A 16433-nucleotide genomic window follows, 5' to 3' on the forward strand; every position below is an offset into this window, starting at 1 on the left:
TCATTTTCATTATGATAAGCATAACTTACACCATTCATGGTTGTCGTTGGGTCTATCTTCCAATCTTTACAAGAGGAGTGGATTTGATTAACACCAGTTTCATTCATAAAAGCTACGGCATTTGTATCATTCATCCCACTTCCTGGAAGTATTTCAATTTTATCACTATACTTTAATACTAGTTCTTTTATTAATGCTTTTCCATCAATGGCTTTTGCTTCTTGACCACTTGTAAGAATACGATCTATACCTAATTCAATACATGTTTCTATTGCTTCGTATGGGTTCGCAGTGCAATCAAATGCTCGATGAAATACTGCCTCTGCATTTGGGTAACTACGAATTACACTCATCATTCTTTTTGTGCTTGTAACATCGATTGTGCCATCTTGGTCAAGAAAACCAAATGCAATTCCATCCGCACCATGATCGAGTAAAGCCTTTGCATCAACTAACATAACTTCTATCTCTTCATTGCTGTAACAAAATCCTGCAGAACGAGGTCTAACCATTGTGATTATCTTTAAATCAGTATTTTGTTTTGATTTGATTAAACTTCCAAGACTTGGTGTTAATCCACCCAAGTGTAAAGCACTATTTAATTCAACACGTTTAGCACCACCTTTATATGCCGCTAAACAATCCTCATAACTTCCACAACAAATCTCAATCACTCTCATTGCTTACCCCATTTTTCTTCATCCACATATCCAATTTCACTTTTCATATATTTTTCTACCCATTCATCTGTTGCTATTTCTTTAATTGTTTTTCCATTATCATTTCTTATTACATATACTTCACACGGTTGATTTTCAATTTGAACTACACATGAGAATTCTTCAATGTTAGTGGCAGCACCCCATTCACCTTCATTGTTTAATGCTACAACAGATAAATCTCCAGCATTGTTTCTTCTTTCTCTTAACTCTTTGTCTAAATTATAAACAGCTTTCTCACATGCTTCTTGTGGATGTAATCCTTCTTTCATTAGACGAACGATTTCATAAGAGATACATCCCTTCATTAAGTCTTCACCTAATCCTGTTGCTGTTGCCCCACCTACTTTGGAATCAGCATAGAACCCCGAACCTACTAATGGTGAATCTCCAACTCTGCCTTTACGTTTCATGAATAATCCACTTGTACTTGTTGCAGCTACAACCTTACCCTTATCATCTAAAGTAACCATTCCCACTGTATCATGACCATCATATGGTTTGAGTTCTACAGGCTCTATTTGGCTCTTTCTTTCACGATAAAAAGCTTGTGCCCTCTTTGTGAGCATATTTTTTCTTTCAAAACCTTCTTGAGCCGCATATTTCTCTGCACCACTAGAAACTAACATATTATTCACAGTTTCTTCACTTAGCTTTTTAGCGATACTAATTGGATTTGCATAATCTTTAATTGCTGCAATTGCACCCACACTTAAAGTATCTCCGTCCATGTAAGCAGCATCTAATTCTAGTTCCATTTCCTCATTTGGCAAACCGCCAAACCCAACCGACTTATATAAGGGATAGTTTTCTACTTCTTGAATCGCTACTTCAATCGCACTACCTGCAGTTCCTTTATCACGAAGGACTTTTACGCCTTCTTCAACACCCTCTTTTGCCATTCTCCAAGTTGCAATAATTCCCCACATACACATTCTCCTTTATTTATTTCACTAAAGAAAGCATACTGATTTTTTATTATTTAATCAACTATAAGCAATATATTCTTAGAATACACTTTCAGGTCTAACACGACATGGCGGACCTTTCTGTTCGCAATTACTACCAATACCACCAGATCCCCAACCAGCACCAAACGATAAATCACCATTCCATGAATTTACATAATCCGTAATATCCATTGTACCTAAATTGAATACTTCTACATGGACATGGGGACCCGTAGAATTACCTGATGTACCTACTTGTCCAATGACTGCTCCTGCATCAACAACACTGTATAATGCGATTGGTGTTCCTATTAACATATGTAAGTACTTAATTGCGTATAGGGTTCCATTAATTTTTGTAATGAGATAAATTTGATTTCCTCCCATTCTGCTTCCACCCTCAGCTTCACCGCAAGTACTTCCTCGATATCCATCACCACAACCATCTGCTCTTCCAACTACGACCCCATTACCTGCCGCATAAATCGGTGATCCTTTACCTGTTGAAAAATCCGCACCAAGGTGAACACCTCCACCAAAGCTCTCTGGATAATACCAAGTACCCGCACTAATTCTACCTCCACCAATTGGCCTATTGAAACCAGATGTATTTGGAATGTTTGTTATCTTATCACCCATATTTGAGAGTGTTGTCTTAACTTCTTGAATGTTACTTAAAATACGATTCCCCTCAGCTTCTAAATCCGCTTCTTGTTTAGCATATTCTTGTGCCACGACTTCTGCTTCTTTCTTTAAAACCAATAAAGAATTTTGTTTTGTTACAACTTCAACTTTTGCGTCTTCAAGTTCTGTTTTTGCAGTCTCTAATTCTGCCTTCGCAATGTTTAGCTCTTCTATTAGCGTAATTAGTTTCTTTCTTTCCTCATTATCATAACTTGAAATATCACCGATCCCATTCACTCTACGTAATAAATCATTGAAACTTTTAGCTCCCATAATAATATCCACATACTGATTCAATCTCATTCCCACTTGCGCAGATACCATTCGTTCTTTTACTTTTTTTCGTAATGCTTCAACTTCTAATTCTTTTGTTTTAATTTCTTCTTGTTTAATTCTAATTTCTTCATCTTTGATTTGAATTTTATTATTTAATTCTTCAATCTCTTTTCTTAAAATAGAAATTTGCAAATCATAATTTTTTATCTTATCTGTATACTCTTTTAAGTTTTTCGCAATCTCGGATCTCTTCGCTTCAATTTCTTTGAGTTCTGTTTTTAGTGATTCCGATTTGTTACTCATGTATGTAACAAATCGTTTGCACGTTTCTTTTTCTTGTTCTGTTAATTCATTATCCGGCTTTGAACATAATTGTGTATATGTATTTACATCGCTTTCAAAGTCTTCATTACTTATTGCAAACACAAACAAAGAATTACTTACAAGCATACAGATCGTTATCGATATTTTAAGAATATTTTTCATTCTATCCTCCCTATTAACATTGAATCTAATTTACTAAATCCAATTCTACTTCAACATCATCATATTGATTTCCATAGTATGATTTGATACTCATTGCTTGTAGATCATTCAACATATCTTCCATATTAGAATAACCTCCTGTTGATGAATATGTATCGCTGCTCTTTAATTCATTATTTTCAATGTATGGATTTTTATCAACATTGATTGCGATTGTATCTCCCCCATCATATACATACACAAGATAAACATCTTTAACTCCATAATTACTTTGAAAGAGTAAGATATCCAATGGTTCTGTAGAAGTTATCCACATATCTTCCATCTTTATAGTAATTTCTTTTAATTCATTATCTATCATCTCTCTTACTTCTTTTGTAAAGTCACTGATTCCTACTGGTTGTTTCTTTACTTCATACAAGAACGGAGATGTATCATATTCCCAGTTTGTTAATGCTAGATTGCTTTCATTGGGTTGTATTTTGATTTCAATGAGATCACCTGGATTTACATAATCATATGCTATCGATGTGGTAGTTATAGGTTCACTTCCATTATGACTAACTTCCATACTTCCACAAATTAACGAAAGAATTTTACCCTCGATATCTTTATTAGAATCATAGTAACCTATTTCATTCACAACAAATTTTGTATAACCTAATGGACCAGTTAAACCTATATAACTTATACATGATTCCGTACTAATTTCTCTTTTTTCATTAAACATAAAGAAAACTTTTATACCATCAGTTGTACAGAATAAAATACAACTAATAATCAAAGTTATTGTGAGATAAGTACTCGAAAAAAATTCTTTTGTGATTTCCTTTAAATTCTTGTTATTATTTTCAATTTGAATAACGTCAAACATCATAAGCACTAAAATCGAAATGACGAGTCTATTAAATAAAACTTTAATATCCCACAGCAATTCAAATCCATGAATATAACTATGAATAAACCCAGCCGAGAAAAAAATGGATAACACAAAAAATGTAAGTAGTATGAATGCAAATTCTCGAACACATTTATTTTTCTTGTAAGTAAGTGTTAAGTATCCATATCCAAGTAGACAAATTGTTTGAAGCGGAACTAATAAATGATAATCTAGAAATATTTCCTGAAATCGCCTTAATTGTATCCCTTCAAACCCAATTAACCAGACCAATAATAAACAAAGAATGAGTCTTCTTATTAATGTATATTTATTCATAAAAATACCTAGAAATAAAATACGATTTGTGGATCAAATCGAATCGATACAAACATAATTAAGATAAGCAGTATAAATAGAATGAGATTTAATATAATTTTTTTATTCATTGTCTTCACCTCTATATAAACAATTGTTTAATAAATTCTTGAAACCCATTGGTTGTTAGAAAGAAAATGATTGTTATTACAAAGAAATAAGTGACCATCCTATTATCAAAGAGAACTTTTGTAATGGTTTTTGAACTATCATTAAATCGTTCTAGTTTTACTCCTTCATAAATTAAATAAATACTATTCATAAAAGACAACAATGGAATGTTTGCATATTTATCCATAATTAATATTATTAAATCTACTAGACTAATTATGATTATGAATAAGACCAAAATTGTTCCTTGGTATTTGTAGTAATTATTTTTATATAAAATAAACAAAATATAGAATGAGATAAACACGAGTAGAATTAGTTTTATAACTTCTAATATATTCACATGCCAAGTATATTCATAACCAAGCATTAAAATAGAATTTGATGATAATACAATGAATAATATAAGACCCACGATTAGATTAACTCGATCAGATTGTTTCATAGTAATCTCCTTTCTATCAGTCTACATCAATAGACTCAAGGTGTCAAACTCATGAAAAAAGACCTCTTCAGGTCTTAATTTTGATGGATATAATTGTATATTTCGTTTTTAGACATACCTGTTTGTTTCGCAACAGCTTTAATGGCATCCGATTTGCTCAATCCTTGTTGGATTGCTTCATCAACCAAGAGTGAAATTTCATTCATATCAATAGCCGGTTTTAATTCTTCATTAAATCCTTCTACAACCACGACCATTTCACCTTTAGCTCCTTGAATTTCTTCTAGAACTTCACTACACAAACCACGGATAAATTCTTCATGTCTTTTCGTTAATTCTCTAGCTACGCATACTTGGCGATCCCCAAATACTTCTAATACACTCGCTAACATCTTTTCAATACGATGTGGTGCTTCATAAAAGATGAGTGTCATTGGATAATGTTTGTATTGATTTAACACTTTAACACTTTCTTTTTGATTAGCTGGTAAAAATCCAATAAACATAAACGGTTGTGTAATCAATCCCGATCCCACTAACGCATTTAACATTGCATTACAACCAGATAAAGGTACAACATTGTAACCCAAACTAATTGCTTTACTTACAATTACTTGTCCTGGATCACTTATCAGAGGATATCCTGCATCCGATATTACTGCCACATTCTTTCCTTGTTCCAAGAATAGAAGTAAACCCTTCGATGATTCTTGTTCATTGAAATTATGATATTGTACATATCGTGTATGGATATCAAAGTGTTGTAATAACTTCATTGAATTTCTTGTATCTTCACATGCAATTACATCAACATTTTTCAATATTTCAATAGCACGTGGTGTCATTTCATCTAGATTACCAATTGGAGTTGGTACTAAATATAATGTAGGCATTTCATTACCAAAACTTTTTTGACGATGAATCAAGGCTATTCAGCCCCCTTTTTAGGTTGAGGTGGTTCAACTTTTTTTATTTTTGCTTTTGCTTTTAAATCGTCTAATGATACGTATTGAACAGCATCACGACTTTCTAGTTTAGCTTGTTGAGCAATGACATTCATTGATGTAACTCGATATGTATGTCCCTCATACTCTACTTGAGCATTAAGTTTTGGTAAGCCTTGTCTTAAATCCTTATATGCATCATCTTCAAACTTTAAACAGCACATTAGTTTTCCACATTGTCCTGATAGTTTTTGAATGTTTAATGCCAGTAACTGATTCTTAGCCATATTGATAGATACAACATCAAATTCTTCCATAAATCTTGAACAACAAGTTTCCATACCACAAGCACCAATTCCACCAATGATTTTGGCTTTATCTCTTGACCCTATTTGTCTAAGTTCAATACGACAATGTAATCCGCTTGCTAGATGTTTTAATAATTCTCTAAAGTCTACTCTTTCATCAGCTACATACACAAATAAGATTTTACTACGATCCAATGTATATTCTGCACTGATTAAATTCATATCCAATTGAAGTCTTTCAATTTCTTTTTGACAATACTCATGTGCTTCTTTTGCAAGTTCAATATTTTCTGCATATTGTTTGCGATCTTCTGGTGTCGCTTTATTCAATACAGGTTTTAGTGGTGTATGAATATCTACTTGAGCTAGTTCTCTTAATTCACTTACTACTTCACCTAACTCAACACCCCTTGCCGTTTCAACAACAACATAATCTCCATATTCAATCGTTTCATCATTTGTTCCAAATGAATAACACTTGTTACCATTTCTAAAACGAATGGATACTACATATTTGTAACTCTCTTGAGTCAGTGTTTCGATTACTGTTTCTTCCATTACATGACCTCCTTGATCTCATGAATCATTTGTTCAACTACTAATTGTAGATTATAACTACGGTTACATTTATCTTTACTCTCTAATAGAATAAGTAAAATGCGTTCAATCGGTATATTTTTTTGTGATATTCTTTGTACTTCTCTTTCAAACCAACTTGTTTGACCATCCTTATTTGATACAACATCTCTAAAGAAAATTAATAATATCTCAAGAAACATTTTAACTACTTCTTTATCTTTATCCTTATTACCTAGTATTTCTGTTTCAAACCACACAAGGAATCGATGGATATCCACATCAAACAAGGATACAAATCTTTCAGCACCAACCATTGCAGTTTGATACTCTTCTGATTCCATCATTGCATTCATATAATCCACATCTTTTACAATATGACTTAAGACATAACTATCTAACTCATCCAGTCCCGATTTAATTCCATCTTCATAATAATGTTCTACGTTTAATGGTTTAAATGGAATAATCTGACATCGTGAAATAATTGTAGGTAGTAAACGATCGATACTATCTACGATCAAGATAGCTTGTGTATCTTGTCCATTTGGTTCTTCAAGAAACTTAAGTAAACTATTCAATGCTTCTGTGGTGGCATTTTCTGCCATGTCTAAGATATAGAATTTTTTACCACTTTTTTCCAATGCTGTTTTAGAGAACTGCTCCTGTAGTTGAAGAATGCTGTCTTTTTTTATTGTAGCATCATTACCATCCAAATATATTAAATCTGCATACATGTTTTCCGCAATCCTTCGACACTCATCACAAGTTTCACACGCAAATCCATCTTCCGTATGTTCACACACAAGGTTTTGCGCAAACCACAATGCTGCTTCCTTTTTAGGTGTACCCTTCACACCTGTGAATAAATATGCATGGGCAAACTTTTTATTCTTAATCGCATTACTTAATGTTTGATATACGATGGGTTGTGTTTCTTGGAGTTTATCCCTGATCATGAATTATCTCCATGACACGATCAAATGCAGTATCCACAACTTCTTCTACTGATTTTGATGCATCTACAATGATCATTCTATCTTTAAACTTTTCCACAATTTTTTTATAACCATCTTGTACATCATGATGAAATTGTATTGTTTCTTGATCTAAACGATCTTTAAAAGCTCTATTCTCTATTCTTTTTAACCCATCTTCGGCACTTAAATCCAAATATATTGTTTTCTTTGGCATAAATCCTTCGATCGCAAAATTATTGATTGACCATACTTCATCCACACCCAAATGACGTCCACATCCTTGATAAGCAAGCGAACTATCCACAAATCGATCACAGATTACAACTTTGCCTTCTTCTAATGCTGGTTTTACTTTTTCAACTAAATGTTGTCTTCTACTTGCAGCATAAAGAAGCGCCTCTGTTTTCGCATCCATAGTTGTATGTTTTGGATCCAAGATAATATCTCGAATCTTCTCCGCAATTTCAATACCACCAGGTTCACGGGTATAAATCGCATCAATACCACTCTTAACTAATTTATCATAAACGCCTTTAGAAACAGTAGTTTTTCCACTACCGTCAGGTCCTTCAAATGTTATAAATATTCCTTTATTCATAAAATCACCATCATTTCTTAACAATTATACCATGGTTTTGCTACAGCTAAAAGGATGCGATTTCATTGAATCATATGAATTTTGATTCCATATTTACTTTAATTTTGAACTTTTGCCTATTAAGTGAATCATTTTTATGCAAAAACTACCTAAAATGACCCAAAAAGTGTAAAATAAGACTATAGATACCTTCTTGAATTTAGCTTCCTTGTAGTATGAATACTCGAATTATCTGTGGGAGACAATTATCATATGCGCAAACCTAAAGTAACGAAAAAATTACCTTTATTATTGTTACTACTCGTTAATGCTTTATTAGTATTAACTATTTTTGCATTAATGAGTTATGCACAGAATTTATTGAATGATGATATCGAAACCAACCTAAAGGAAATTGTTGAACAAAATAAAGATGTTATTAATAACAATTTAAGCAGCGAAGTTAATAGTTTATCCATTGTTGCAAAACAATTAGCTGAACGTTATTCGCAACAAGAAGATGTACCTTTGGAACAATCATTCATGGAATATACTTTACAGAATAATGAAACACAATTATTCCTTGCTTTACCAAATGGTTCTGCATTTTTACCAAGCGGCACTACTATCGATGTTACAGGTAGACAATACTTCCGCTTATCAATGGCTGGTGAAAGTAACATATCTGATCGATTACTATCTCGTTGGGATGGTCAAGTTCTTTATGTTATCAGTGCCCCAATTCTTTATAAGGATGAAGTCATTGGGACAATACAAAAACAGTTTTCTTTGGAACAAATGTACGCTTTGTGCTCTACTTCTATTTATTCTGATGCAGGTTATACCTACATTATCAATGGTGATGGTTATATTGTCATCAGTTCTCAAGATGAAGATTATACACCTGAATCTGATAATTTATATCGCTTATTATATAGCGACAATCCTGAACAAACCCGTTCACTTCAAAAAGGTATTGAAGATAAAACCACTGGATTCATAAAGCTAAAATACAAAGGTTCTGATGTTTATGCTACATACACACCACTTGATAAAGTTTATGATTGGTATTTAGTGTCAAGTATAAAAACTAACGCTGTTTTACCTAACGTACGTACCGTTGTCAAAATCTTCTATGCAGTATTACTTGTTTTATTCATCGGATTCCTAATATCAACATCTTATTTCTTCTTCTCTAAGCGAGCTCAAGAAAGAAAATTAAAGAAACTTGCGTTTATTGATTCTGTTACAGGATTGGATACCTTCACAAAGTTTCAATTTGATATACAAAATATATTCCAAGTGAATCCAGATAAACAATACTATATCTTTACTTTCGATGTGGATAACTTTAAATACATTAATAATTACTATGGATATGATGTCGGAGATAAAATACTTTCTGTTATTCATCATTTATATTCAAGAGTTTTAAAGAATGATGAATTGTGTGCTCGTATCTACAGTGATCATTTTGTTTTATTACTTGAAGACTGTCGTGCTGAACGTTTAAAAGAAATATTCCTACCTGAGTTAACAGTGGATAATATCGTTATTTACTTGTCGGCTGGTATTTACAAAGTAAACGACAAAAATGAAAATATCAATCTCATGGTTGATAAAGCTAACCTTGCATCTAAGAGTACCAAAGGTACTCATCGTAAGAAAGTTGAATTCTATGATTCTGAACTTGATAAGAAATTAATACAAAACGAACAAGCAAAACGCGCTATTGAAAAAGCTATTCAAAATGATGAAATTATTCCTTTCTTCCAACCTAAAATCAATATAAATACAAACGAAATAGAAGGTGCTGAAGCACTTGCACGTTGGATTACAAAAGATGGTGTAGTAATTCCTCCTAGTGATTTTATCCCTCTATCTGAAAAAACTGGATTAATTCATGAAATTGATTTCGCTATATTTAGAAAAACACTTCAGTTCTTGAGAACTTGTTTAGATCAAAATATTAAATGTTATCCAATTTCTGTAAACTTCTCTAGAATGCATTTAATGAGTCATGATTTTGTACATCACCTTCTTCAACTTATTAATGAATATGATGTACCTACTCAACTAATTGAAATTGAATTAACTGAAACTGTCATTTTTGATAACTATCAAATTATTGAAGAGTTCATTAATCATCTACATGAGCATGGATTACAAATCTCGATGGATGATTTTGGAAGCGGATATTCATCACTTAACATGTTGAAAGATGTTGATATTGATGTTATTAAGTTTGACCGCGGATTCCTTCAAGATACCGCAAAAAGTGAAAGACAAAAGATTATACTTTCATCAATTACCAAGATGGCACATGACTTGGATATAAAAATCGTTGTTGAAGGGGTAGAAACCCAAGATAACGTTGATTTAATGAAAGAATATGGATGTAATGTAGCTCAAGGATATTATTTTGCAAAACCAATGCCACAAGAAGATTTTAAAATAATTTTTAAGGAAGGTAAGATATGAAAAAGAAAATAGTTTTACTTCTTATTTGTCTTCTAACTATCTCATCTTTAGTTGGATGTAGCAAAAAAGAAGAAAAAATAAATATCGGGGTCTCCTTCGGTGTAGGCGAAGCTACTCGTTGGCAAAAAGAAAAAACCTATATGGAAGAAAAAGCAGCAGAACTAGGTGTTAACATTGAGGTCCGTCTTAACAAGACAGATACTCCATTAACACAAACTGAAGACTGTATTGAGATGATAGACCAAGGTATTGATGTATTGATACTTACACCACGAGATGTTACAAACGTTGAAGAAATCATTTCGTATGCAAAAGAAAAAAATGTTCCTGTCATTAGTTATTCAAGAACTGTTCTGAATCAATATGTTGATTTAGTTGTTGGATATGATAGCTATCGATTAGGTCAAACAATGGGTCAATACTTAAGTGAAAGTGTCTACACTGGCGATTACATTATATTAAAGGGTGATCCTTCTGATAGTAATGCTCAACTAACATATGATGGTGCTATGCGCTATATCGATCCAATGAGAGATGATATAAATATTATATTAGAAGAAGCTGTTCCTGGTTGGTCTAGAGAACTTGCAAAGGAAATGGTAATCGAAGCTATCCAAAATAATGGTGGTAATGTGGATGCGATTTTAGCTCCAAATGATAAAATTGCAGGTGGCTGTGCTGAAGCAGTGAAAGAACTTGGAATTGATCACCATGTTGTTATCACCGGTATGGACGCAGAACTAGATGCTATACAAAGAATTATCAATAATGAACAAGATATGACGATTTCCTTAGACTTACAGATGCTTGCCTCAACCGCAATTGAAGAAGCCGTCTTACTTGCATCAGGCAAAAAACCTAAAGTAAACACCGAAGTAAGTAATGGGTATAATGTACCTGTTCCAGGATATTTAATTACTGGTATAGAAATTGTCAAACAAAATATTAATAGTGAAATTATTGAAAAAGGATTCTATACGACAGAAGAAGTTTACGGTAATTAACAGAAAAAAATGCCTTTTTATAGGCATTTTTAATTTTCTTTAAATATTTTTGTTTTACTTAATACTTTGATTAATGGTATTCCTAATATAAAACATGACACTAACTCACCCAATCCTACCTCAAATCCGCTGATAAGATATCCCATCATAAAGGATGCGGCTGGATAGAAAACTACAGTAAGTTCTAAACCAATAATTAAAGCATTAAATATTACTGGCATACTAGCGGCTAAAAGTGGTAATCCCATAAATTCAATCTTTCTTAATTTATAAGTACAAATTGCTGCTAGAAATGTTGCGAAAGTTCCAACAAATACATCCATAAATCCTAAGACATTAATTCCCATCATCGCTCCAATTAAATTAGTTAGTGCACATCCAAGTGTAACTCCCCAAATCGCAGGTGTATAAATAATTGGTAATAATGTTAATGCCTCTGCAACTCTTACTTGAATGTTTCCATAAGTAATTGGTGCCAATGCCAATGATACGGCTGTATACAATGCCGCTATCATTGCGATAATCGTAAATCTCTTTAATCTTGCGTTCATAAAAAACCCTCCTTGTTTTATTTTAAGTCAGGGAATCGCGACTGACTGTTTATTAGTTTATCACTATTTCTTGTTTCTTTCCAACATTTCTTTAATCATAAATGTCATGGCAATAGTCTTACCATCTTCTATTTCTCTATTCATTATCATATCAATCAATTCATCGATTGATTTTGTACTAACACTTACAAATTCATCAACATCTAAGTTCTGTCCTAGATATTGATCTGTATTAGCCATATACATTTCAATTTTTTCTTCCAAATATGCTCCAGTCGGTACCATTCTTCCCAAATAAACGAAATCTTTACCGCTATACCCTGTTTCCTCAATTATTTCTCTCTTGGCTGTTTCCAGAGGATCTTCTCCTCTTTCCATTTTACCTGCAGGATATTCTAGTAATACTTTTTGTTGAGCGTAACGATATTGTTCAACCATAAAGAATTTACCCTCATCATTGATCATCGCAACCGCAACACCTCCTGGATGTTCTACAACTTCTCTTAAAGCAATTTCATGATTAGGTAGTTCAACTTCATCATGTCTTACATTAATTAATCTACCTTTAAACTTAAGTTCTTGTTTTAGTGTTGTTTCTTTAAGCTTCATCTTCTTCACCTACATCAATTCCATGATATTTTAAAGCCAATAGTATTCCTTTATTGGTTAACTTTTTGCCCATTAACTCTTTAATACGCCAATGTACTTTTCCAGAAGCTGGATCTCTTAAGTTATCGATTTGTTTGTTGTAGTCTTGTTGTTGCATTTCAATTGTCTCAAGCATATTTTCAAATAATGCTAATCTTTCTATAGCTTCTCCATAGAATTTACCATCTACTTCTTTTAAGTCAGTAACTACATATGAATCATTTATCTTCTTCGTCAATCGTTCCATATTCAACCTCACTTCTTTTAAATTACTATACACCAATTAGAATAATTCCCCAAGCAATGTTTGACTATACTTCATGTTGTTTACTATAATATATACAAAGGTGGGAACAAACTATGTACTTAAATGAAAAAGAGATCTCTGATTTACATCTACCTCGTTGGAACGAACTGCCAAGTTTAAATTTATACATGGACCAAGTTGTCGATTATCTACAACAAATTCTTGGTGTTGTGATGATAGCTGGACAAGACAGTTACATTACGAAAACAATGATTAACAATTACGTTAACCAAGGTATTATTGAAGCTCCGCAAAACAAAAGATACTCAAATAAGCACTTAGCCTATCTTGTAGTTATTTGTATTATGAAACAAGTATTTAGTCTTCAAGAAATATCAGTTTTATTTAAATATCAAATTACTCACTATCCTGATGAACAAGCATATAATTTCTTCATTTTAGAATTTGAATCTTGTTTCAAGGGATTATGTCTAAGACAACCCATCAAACATACACCTAGTCTTGACGAAGGCCATGAAGCTGTCTATATCATTCGTAATTTAGTGATGAGTGTTTGTACAAAATTATGTGTTCAAAATGATTTACAAAATCCTGATTTAAAACAAATCAGAAATTTTAAATCAACTAAATAGCTAGTACTGTTTGTTTAAAATTTTTTTCTGTTTGTGTATTAAGTTACTTACCACTATCCATAGATATTTGAATTTCTAATTGTCACTACGATTGGAAATTTTTTATTTATATTTTTGTAATAGTTGTTTTTAAAAATTCACTATCAATTGGATTTCGTTCTATCTTGTATAATTGTTTAGGTAAAACATCTTCAAAAAAAGGAATTGATGGCGCGTATACCCATTGACCATTCTTTTTTAAAGAAGAAAGTATTTTCATATATGTTGAAGCATACTGATTAGAGATTTCTTCATTGTGCAAATGATGATATAAGAAATGACTTGAAAATGAAAGATTAGATATTATCAAATCCCATTTTTCAAAATCATAATCAAACATAAACCAATCTATTGATGTACATCCTGGTGCATTAGTTTTTCTATCAATACCATTAGCTTCAATATTCATCTTACGAAGGTATGTTACAAGATTACCATCTAAACCACATCCTATATCTAATACTAATCCTTTTATATTCGATACATCAATGTCTAATAAATCACATAAAAACTCTCCTGTATATTGAGCACATACAAACTGTTTTGATATTTCATTGTCATTTTGATTTATTTCAAAAATAGATGGGTTACTAAGTTTAATAAATGTATTTATTCTATTATAGTGTCTACTTTCAATATCTTCTATTGGTATTGATACTTCCTGTAATTCATTGATCAAACTTATAAAAATATTTCTAATATTTTGTAAAGATTCTTCATTAAAATATGTATATTGATTAATCATGTAAAACTGAGATAAGAAATTATTTTGATATTTGTATGCTAAATGGGTTATTTGTTCCAATGATATATCACAAAGATTTTCTCTAAATTTCAATACTTTATTCACTGTGTCTTTATGAAAAAGAAGTTGATTTGTATTACAAAAAATATTTTTATTTTCATTAAAAATAAATTGATTTTCCATTATTTGTGATATCTCTTCTAGCATATTATCATTTATCATTTTAGTCTCCTTACTTCATGAGTAGACTAAATATACGTTACCACTATCAGTGTGTCAATCTTATATTTCATGTTTTGAACAAATATGAAAAAACCAATCTTATGATTGGCTTTCATTTAATATTGGTTTTTCAATTTCATCATGTAAATAATCCGCTAATTCTTTTAAGTCTTTATCCTTATAATCTTCATAAGATAATGGTTTCCCTATGGTTATACGATAAGGTGTTTTAGTTTTAATGTTATCAAAATCTTTGTATACATTATGTAATGTTATTGGCACAATATTTGCTTTCGCTAGATATGCTGGTTTCAGTGATGCTTCATGAAATCCATGTACCGTTGCTGACTTAGAGCGTGTTCCCTCTGGAAAAATAAGAACTGAATTTCCAGCTTTTAACCATCGTGATGCTTCTCTTAACATCTTAATCGCACTTGATTGATCTTCTCGATCAAAGTATATCAAGTCCAAAACTTCAGCCCATGTACTAATGATGGGTATTTTCTTGTTTTCTTTTTTGGATATAAATGTAGTTGGTTTCTTAATAGCTGCTACTATCACCAATGGATCAATTGTTCCTTGATGATTTGATACAAAGAGTGTTGCACCTTCTGGAAGTTCTTGTTCATTGACAAGAACTGATGTTTTTACTAATCTTAGAAATTTTAGACTTGCTTCTCTAGCCTCATGGTAACGCACATCAAAAGACTCGTTCTTTATACGTTTTGCTATTGGATATGTTCTCAATAAATAAATTCCGCCTAATAAGAGTCTAAACATGTTCTGCTACCGCTGTGGCCATCGCATACTCACCATCATGACTGATAGAAAGATGGATTGTAAGACTTGGATGGTTTACATAAGGCTTTCCTTCTTCTGTTATTTCGATTTCAATATCCTTCATTGACTTTATTCCTGTTGCTTTTATAATTGCTTCCTTTGCTGCAAATCTACCAGCAAGCCATTCTTTTTGTCTTATCAGTGTTAGTTGTTGAAACCCATGCAGTTCTTTTTCAGTTAGAACTTTCTGTGCTATTTTTTCATCAACTCTTTCAACCTTACAAAGATCGCATCCAATACCCACTATCATTTTTTACCTCTATTTTGAATTATCAATCGCAAACATCAATTCAGCTTCGCATGCTACTTCACCATCAACTAGTGCTTTTGCATTCGCAAAACCAATTCCCATTCTTACTTTGACTAATTCAACTTCTAATGTTAATACATCACCCGGAACTACTTGGCGTTTAAATCGAGCTTTATTAATTCCTGCAAACAATGCAATTTTACCTTTATTTTCAGGAATAGAAAGCAACAACACTGCTCCTGTTTGTGCAAGTGATTCCAAGATTAACACGCCTGGCATAACTTGTTTTTCTGGAAAGTGTCCAACAAAATGCATTTCATTTGCACTAACACATTTCTTTCCTATTATCTTATCTGCTTCAATTGATTCAATCGTATCAACCAATAAAAACGGATAACGATGTGGAATAATTTTTTTGATATCATCACTACTATAGATCATA

The 16433-nt window shown here is 32.1% G+C and carries 19 protein-coding genes; 3 read left to right on the forward strand and 16 right to left on the reverse strand.

Annotated elements, in window-relative coordinates; all coding sequences use genetic code 11:
- The 9 genes from RR643_RS05965 to tmk all read right to left on the reverse strand — a co-directional run.
- The coding region (locus tag RR643_RS05965; protein ID WP_332482663.1) for a copper homeostasis protein CutC at positions 1 to 680 on the reverse strand (680 nt) is incomplete at its 3' end.
- Positions 677 to 1648, reverse strand: a complete 972-nt coding sequence (locus RR643_RS05970) for a N(4)-(beta-N-acetylglucosaminyl)-L-asparaginase (protein WP_332482664.1) — start codon at positions 1646 to 1648, stop codon at positions 677 to 679. The genes RR643_RS05965 and RR643_RS05970, both read right to left, overlap by 4 nt.
- A gap of 78 nt (positions 1649 to 1726) precedes the next feature.
- Entirely contained in the window at positions 1727 to 3115 is a 1389-nt protein-coding gene (locus tag RR643_RS05975) for a murein hydrolase activator EnvC family protein (RefSeq protein ID WP_332482665.1), read from the reverse strand.
- A 25-nt stretch (positions 3116 to 3140) separates the two neighbouring features.
- Entirely contained in the window at positions 3141 to 4331 is a 1191-nt protein-coding gene (locus RR643_RS05980; protein WP_332482666.1) for a hypothetical protein, read from the reverse strand.
- A gap of 121 nt (positions 4332 to 4452) precedes the next feature.
- A complete protein-coding gene (locus RR643_RS05985; protein ID WP_332469119.1) occupies positions 4453 to 4926 on the reverse strand; it encodes a hypothetical protein in 474 nt (157 codons plus the stop codon).
- Positions 4927 to 5000: 74 nt separating this feature from the next.
- On the reverse strand, positions 5001 to 5849 hold the full coding sequence (gene rsmI, locus RR643_RS05990) for a 16S rRNA (cytidine(1402)-2'-O)-methyltransferase (protein WP_332482688.1): 849 nt from the start codon (positions 5847 to 5849) through the stop codon (positions 5001 to 5003).
- Positions 5850 to 5854: 5 nt separating this feature from the next.
- Positions 5855 to 6736: a PSP1 domain-containing protein gene (locus tag RR643_RS05995; protein ID WP_332469118.1), complete on the reverse strand. Its 882-nt coding sequence runs from the start codon at positions 6734 to 6736 to the stop codon at positions 5855 to 5857.
- Complete coding sequence (locus RR643_RS06000; RefSeq protein WP_332469117.1) at positions 6736 to 7713, reverse strand: DNA polymerase III subunit delta; 978 nt, start codon at positions 7711 to 7713, stop codon at positions 6736 to 6738. Before RR643_RS06000 ends, RR643_RS05995 begins: the two co-directional genes overlap by 1 nt.
- Complete coding sequence (gene tmk, locus RR643_RS06005) at positions 7700 to 8332, reverse strand: dTMP kinase (protein WP_332469116.1); 633 nt, start codon at positions 8330 to 8332, stop codon at positions 7700 to 7702. The genes RR643_RS06000 and tmk overlap by 14 nt, the downstream gene beginning before the upstream one ends.
- 252 nt (positions 8333 to 8584) lie before the next feature.
- Here tmk and RR643_RS06010 point away from each other — a divergent pair, with 252 nt between their 5' ends.
- Together RR643_RS06010 and RR643_RS06015 are read left to right on the forward strand one after the other, a co-directional pair.
- A complete protein-coding gene (locus tag RR643_RS06010) occupies positions 8585 to 10792 on the forward strand; it encodes a bifunctional diguanylate cyclase/phosphodiesterase (protein ID WP_332469115.1) in 2208 nt (735 codons plus the stop codon).
- On the forward strand, positions 10789 to 11796 hold the full coding sequence (locus RR643_RS06015) for a sugar ABC transporter substrate-binding protein (protein ID WP_332482667.1): 1008 nt from the start codon (positions 10789 to 10791) through the stop codon (positions 11794 to 11796). Before RR643_RS06010 ends, RR643_RS06015 begins: the two co-directional genes overlap by 4 nt.
- A gap of 29 nt (positions 11797 to 11825) precedes the next feature.
- Here RR643_RS06015 and RR643_RS06020 read toward each other — a convergent pair whose 3' ends face one another.
- The 3 genes from RR643_RS06020 to RR643_RS06030 all read right to left on the reverse strand — a co-directional run bounded on the left by RR643_RS06020 (position 11826) and on the right by RR643_RS06030 (position 13242).
- Positions 11826 to 12347, reverse strand: coding sequence for a QueT transporter family protein (locus tag RR643_RS06020; RefSeq protein WP_332469113.1), 522 nt, complete (start codon positions 12345 to 12347; stop codon positions 11826 to 11828).
- A 63-nt stretch (positions 12348 to 12410) separates the two neighbouring features.
- Complete coding sequence (locus RR643_RS06025) at positions 12411 to 12956, reverse strand: NUDIX hydrolase (RefSeq protein WP_332482668.1); 546 nt, start codon at positions 12954 to 12956, stop codon at positions 12411 to 12413.
- Positions 12946 to 13242 carry a hypothetical protein gene (locus tag RR643_RS06030; protein WP_332469111.1) on the reverse strand — a complete coding sequence of 99 codons (297 nt, stop codon included), beginning with the start codon at positions 13240 to 13242 and terminating at the stop codon, positions 12946 to 12948. Before RR643_RS06030 ends, RR643_RS06025 begins: the two co-directional genes overlap by 11 nt.
- A gap of 113 nt (positions 13243 to 13355) precedes the next feature.
- Here RR643_RS06030 and RR643_RS06035 point away from each other — a divergent pair, with 113 nt between their 5' ends.
- On the forward strand, positions 13356 to 13895 hold the full coding sequence (locus RR643_RS06035) for a DUF1836 domain-containing protein (RefSeq protein WP_332469110.1): 540 nt from the start codon (positions 13356 to 13358) through the stop codon (positions 13893 to 13895).
- Between the two features lie 106 nt (positions 13896 to 14001).
- Here RR643_RS06035 and RR643_RS06040 read toward each other — a convergent pair whose 3' ends face one another.
- From RR643_RS06040 to fabZ, 4 genes are all read right to left on the reverse strand, one after another.
- Positions 14002 to 14901 (reverse strand): class I SAM-dependent methyltransferase, encoded by a 900-nt coding sequence (locus RR643_RS06040; RefSeq protein WP_332482669.1) that lies wholly within the window; start codon positions 14899 to 14901, stop codon positions 14002 to 14004.
- A 99-nt stretch (positions 14902 to 15000) separates the two neighbouring features.
- Complete coding sequence (locus RR643_RS06045; RefSeq protein WP_332482670.1) at positions 15001 to 15681, reverse strand: lysophospholipid acyltransferase family protein; 681 nt, start codon at positions 15679 to 15681, stop codon at positions 15001 to 15003.
- Entirely contained in the window at positions 15674 to 15991 is a 318-nt protein-coding gene (locus RR643_RS06050; RefSeq protein ID WP_332482671.1) for a holo-ACP synthase, read from the reverse strand. The genes RR643_RS06045 and RR643_RS06050 overlap by 8 nt, the downstream gene beginning before the upstream one ends.
- Positions 15992 to 16000: 9 nt before the next feature.
- Positions 16001 to 16432 (reverse strand): 3-hydroxyacyl-ACP dehydratase FabZ, encoded by a 432-nt coding sequence (gene fabZ / locus RR643_RS06055; RefSeq protein ID WP_332469106.1) that lies wholly within the window; start codon positions 16430 to 16432, stop codon positions 16001 to 16003.
- Between the last annotated feature and the right edge of the window lies 1 nt (position 16433).

Source organism: Anaerorhabdus sp. (assembly GCF_036637135.1).
GTDB lineage: Bacteria > Bacillota_I > Bacilli_A > Erysipelotrichales > Erysipelotrichaceae > Anaerorhabdus.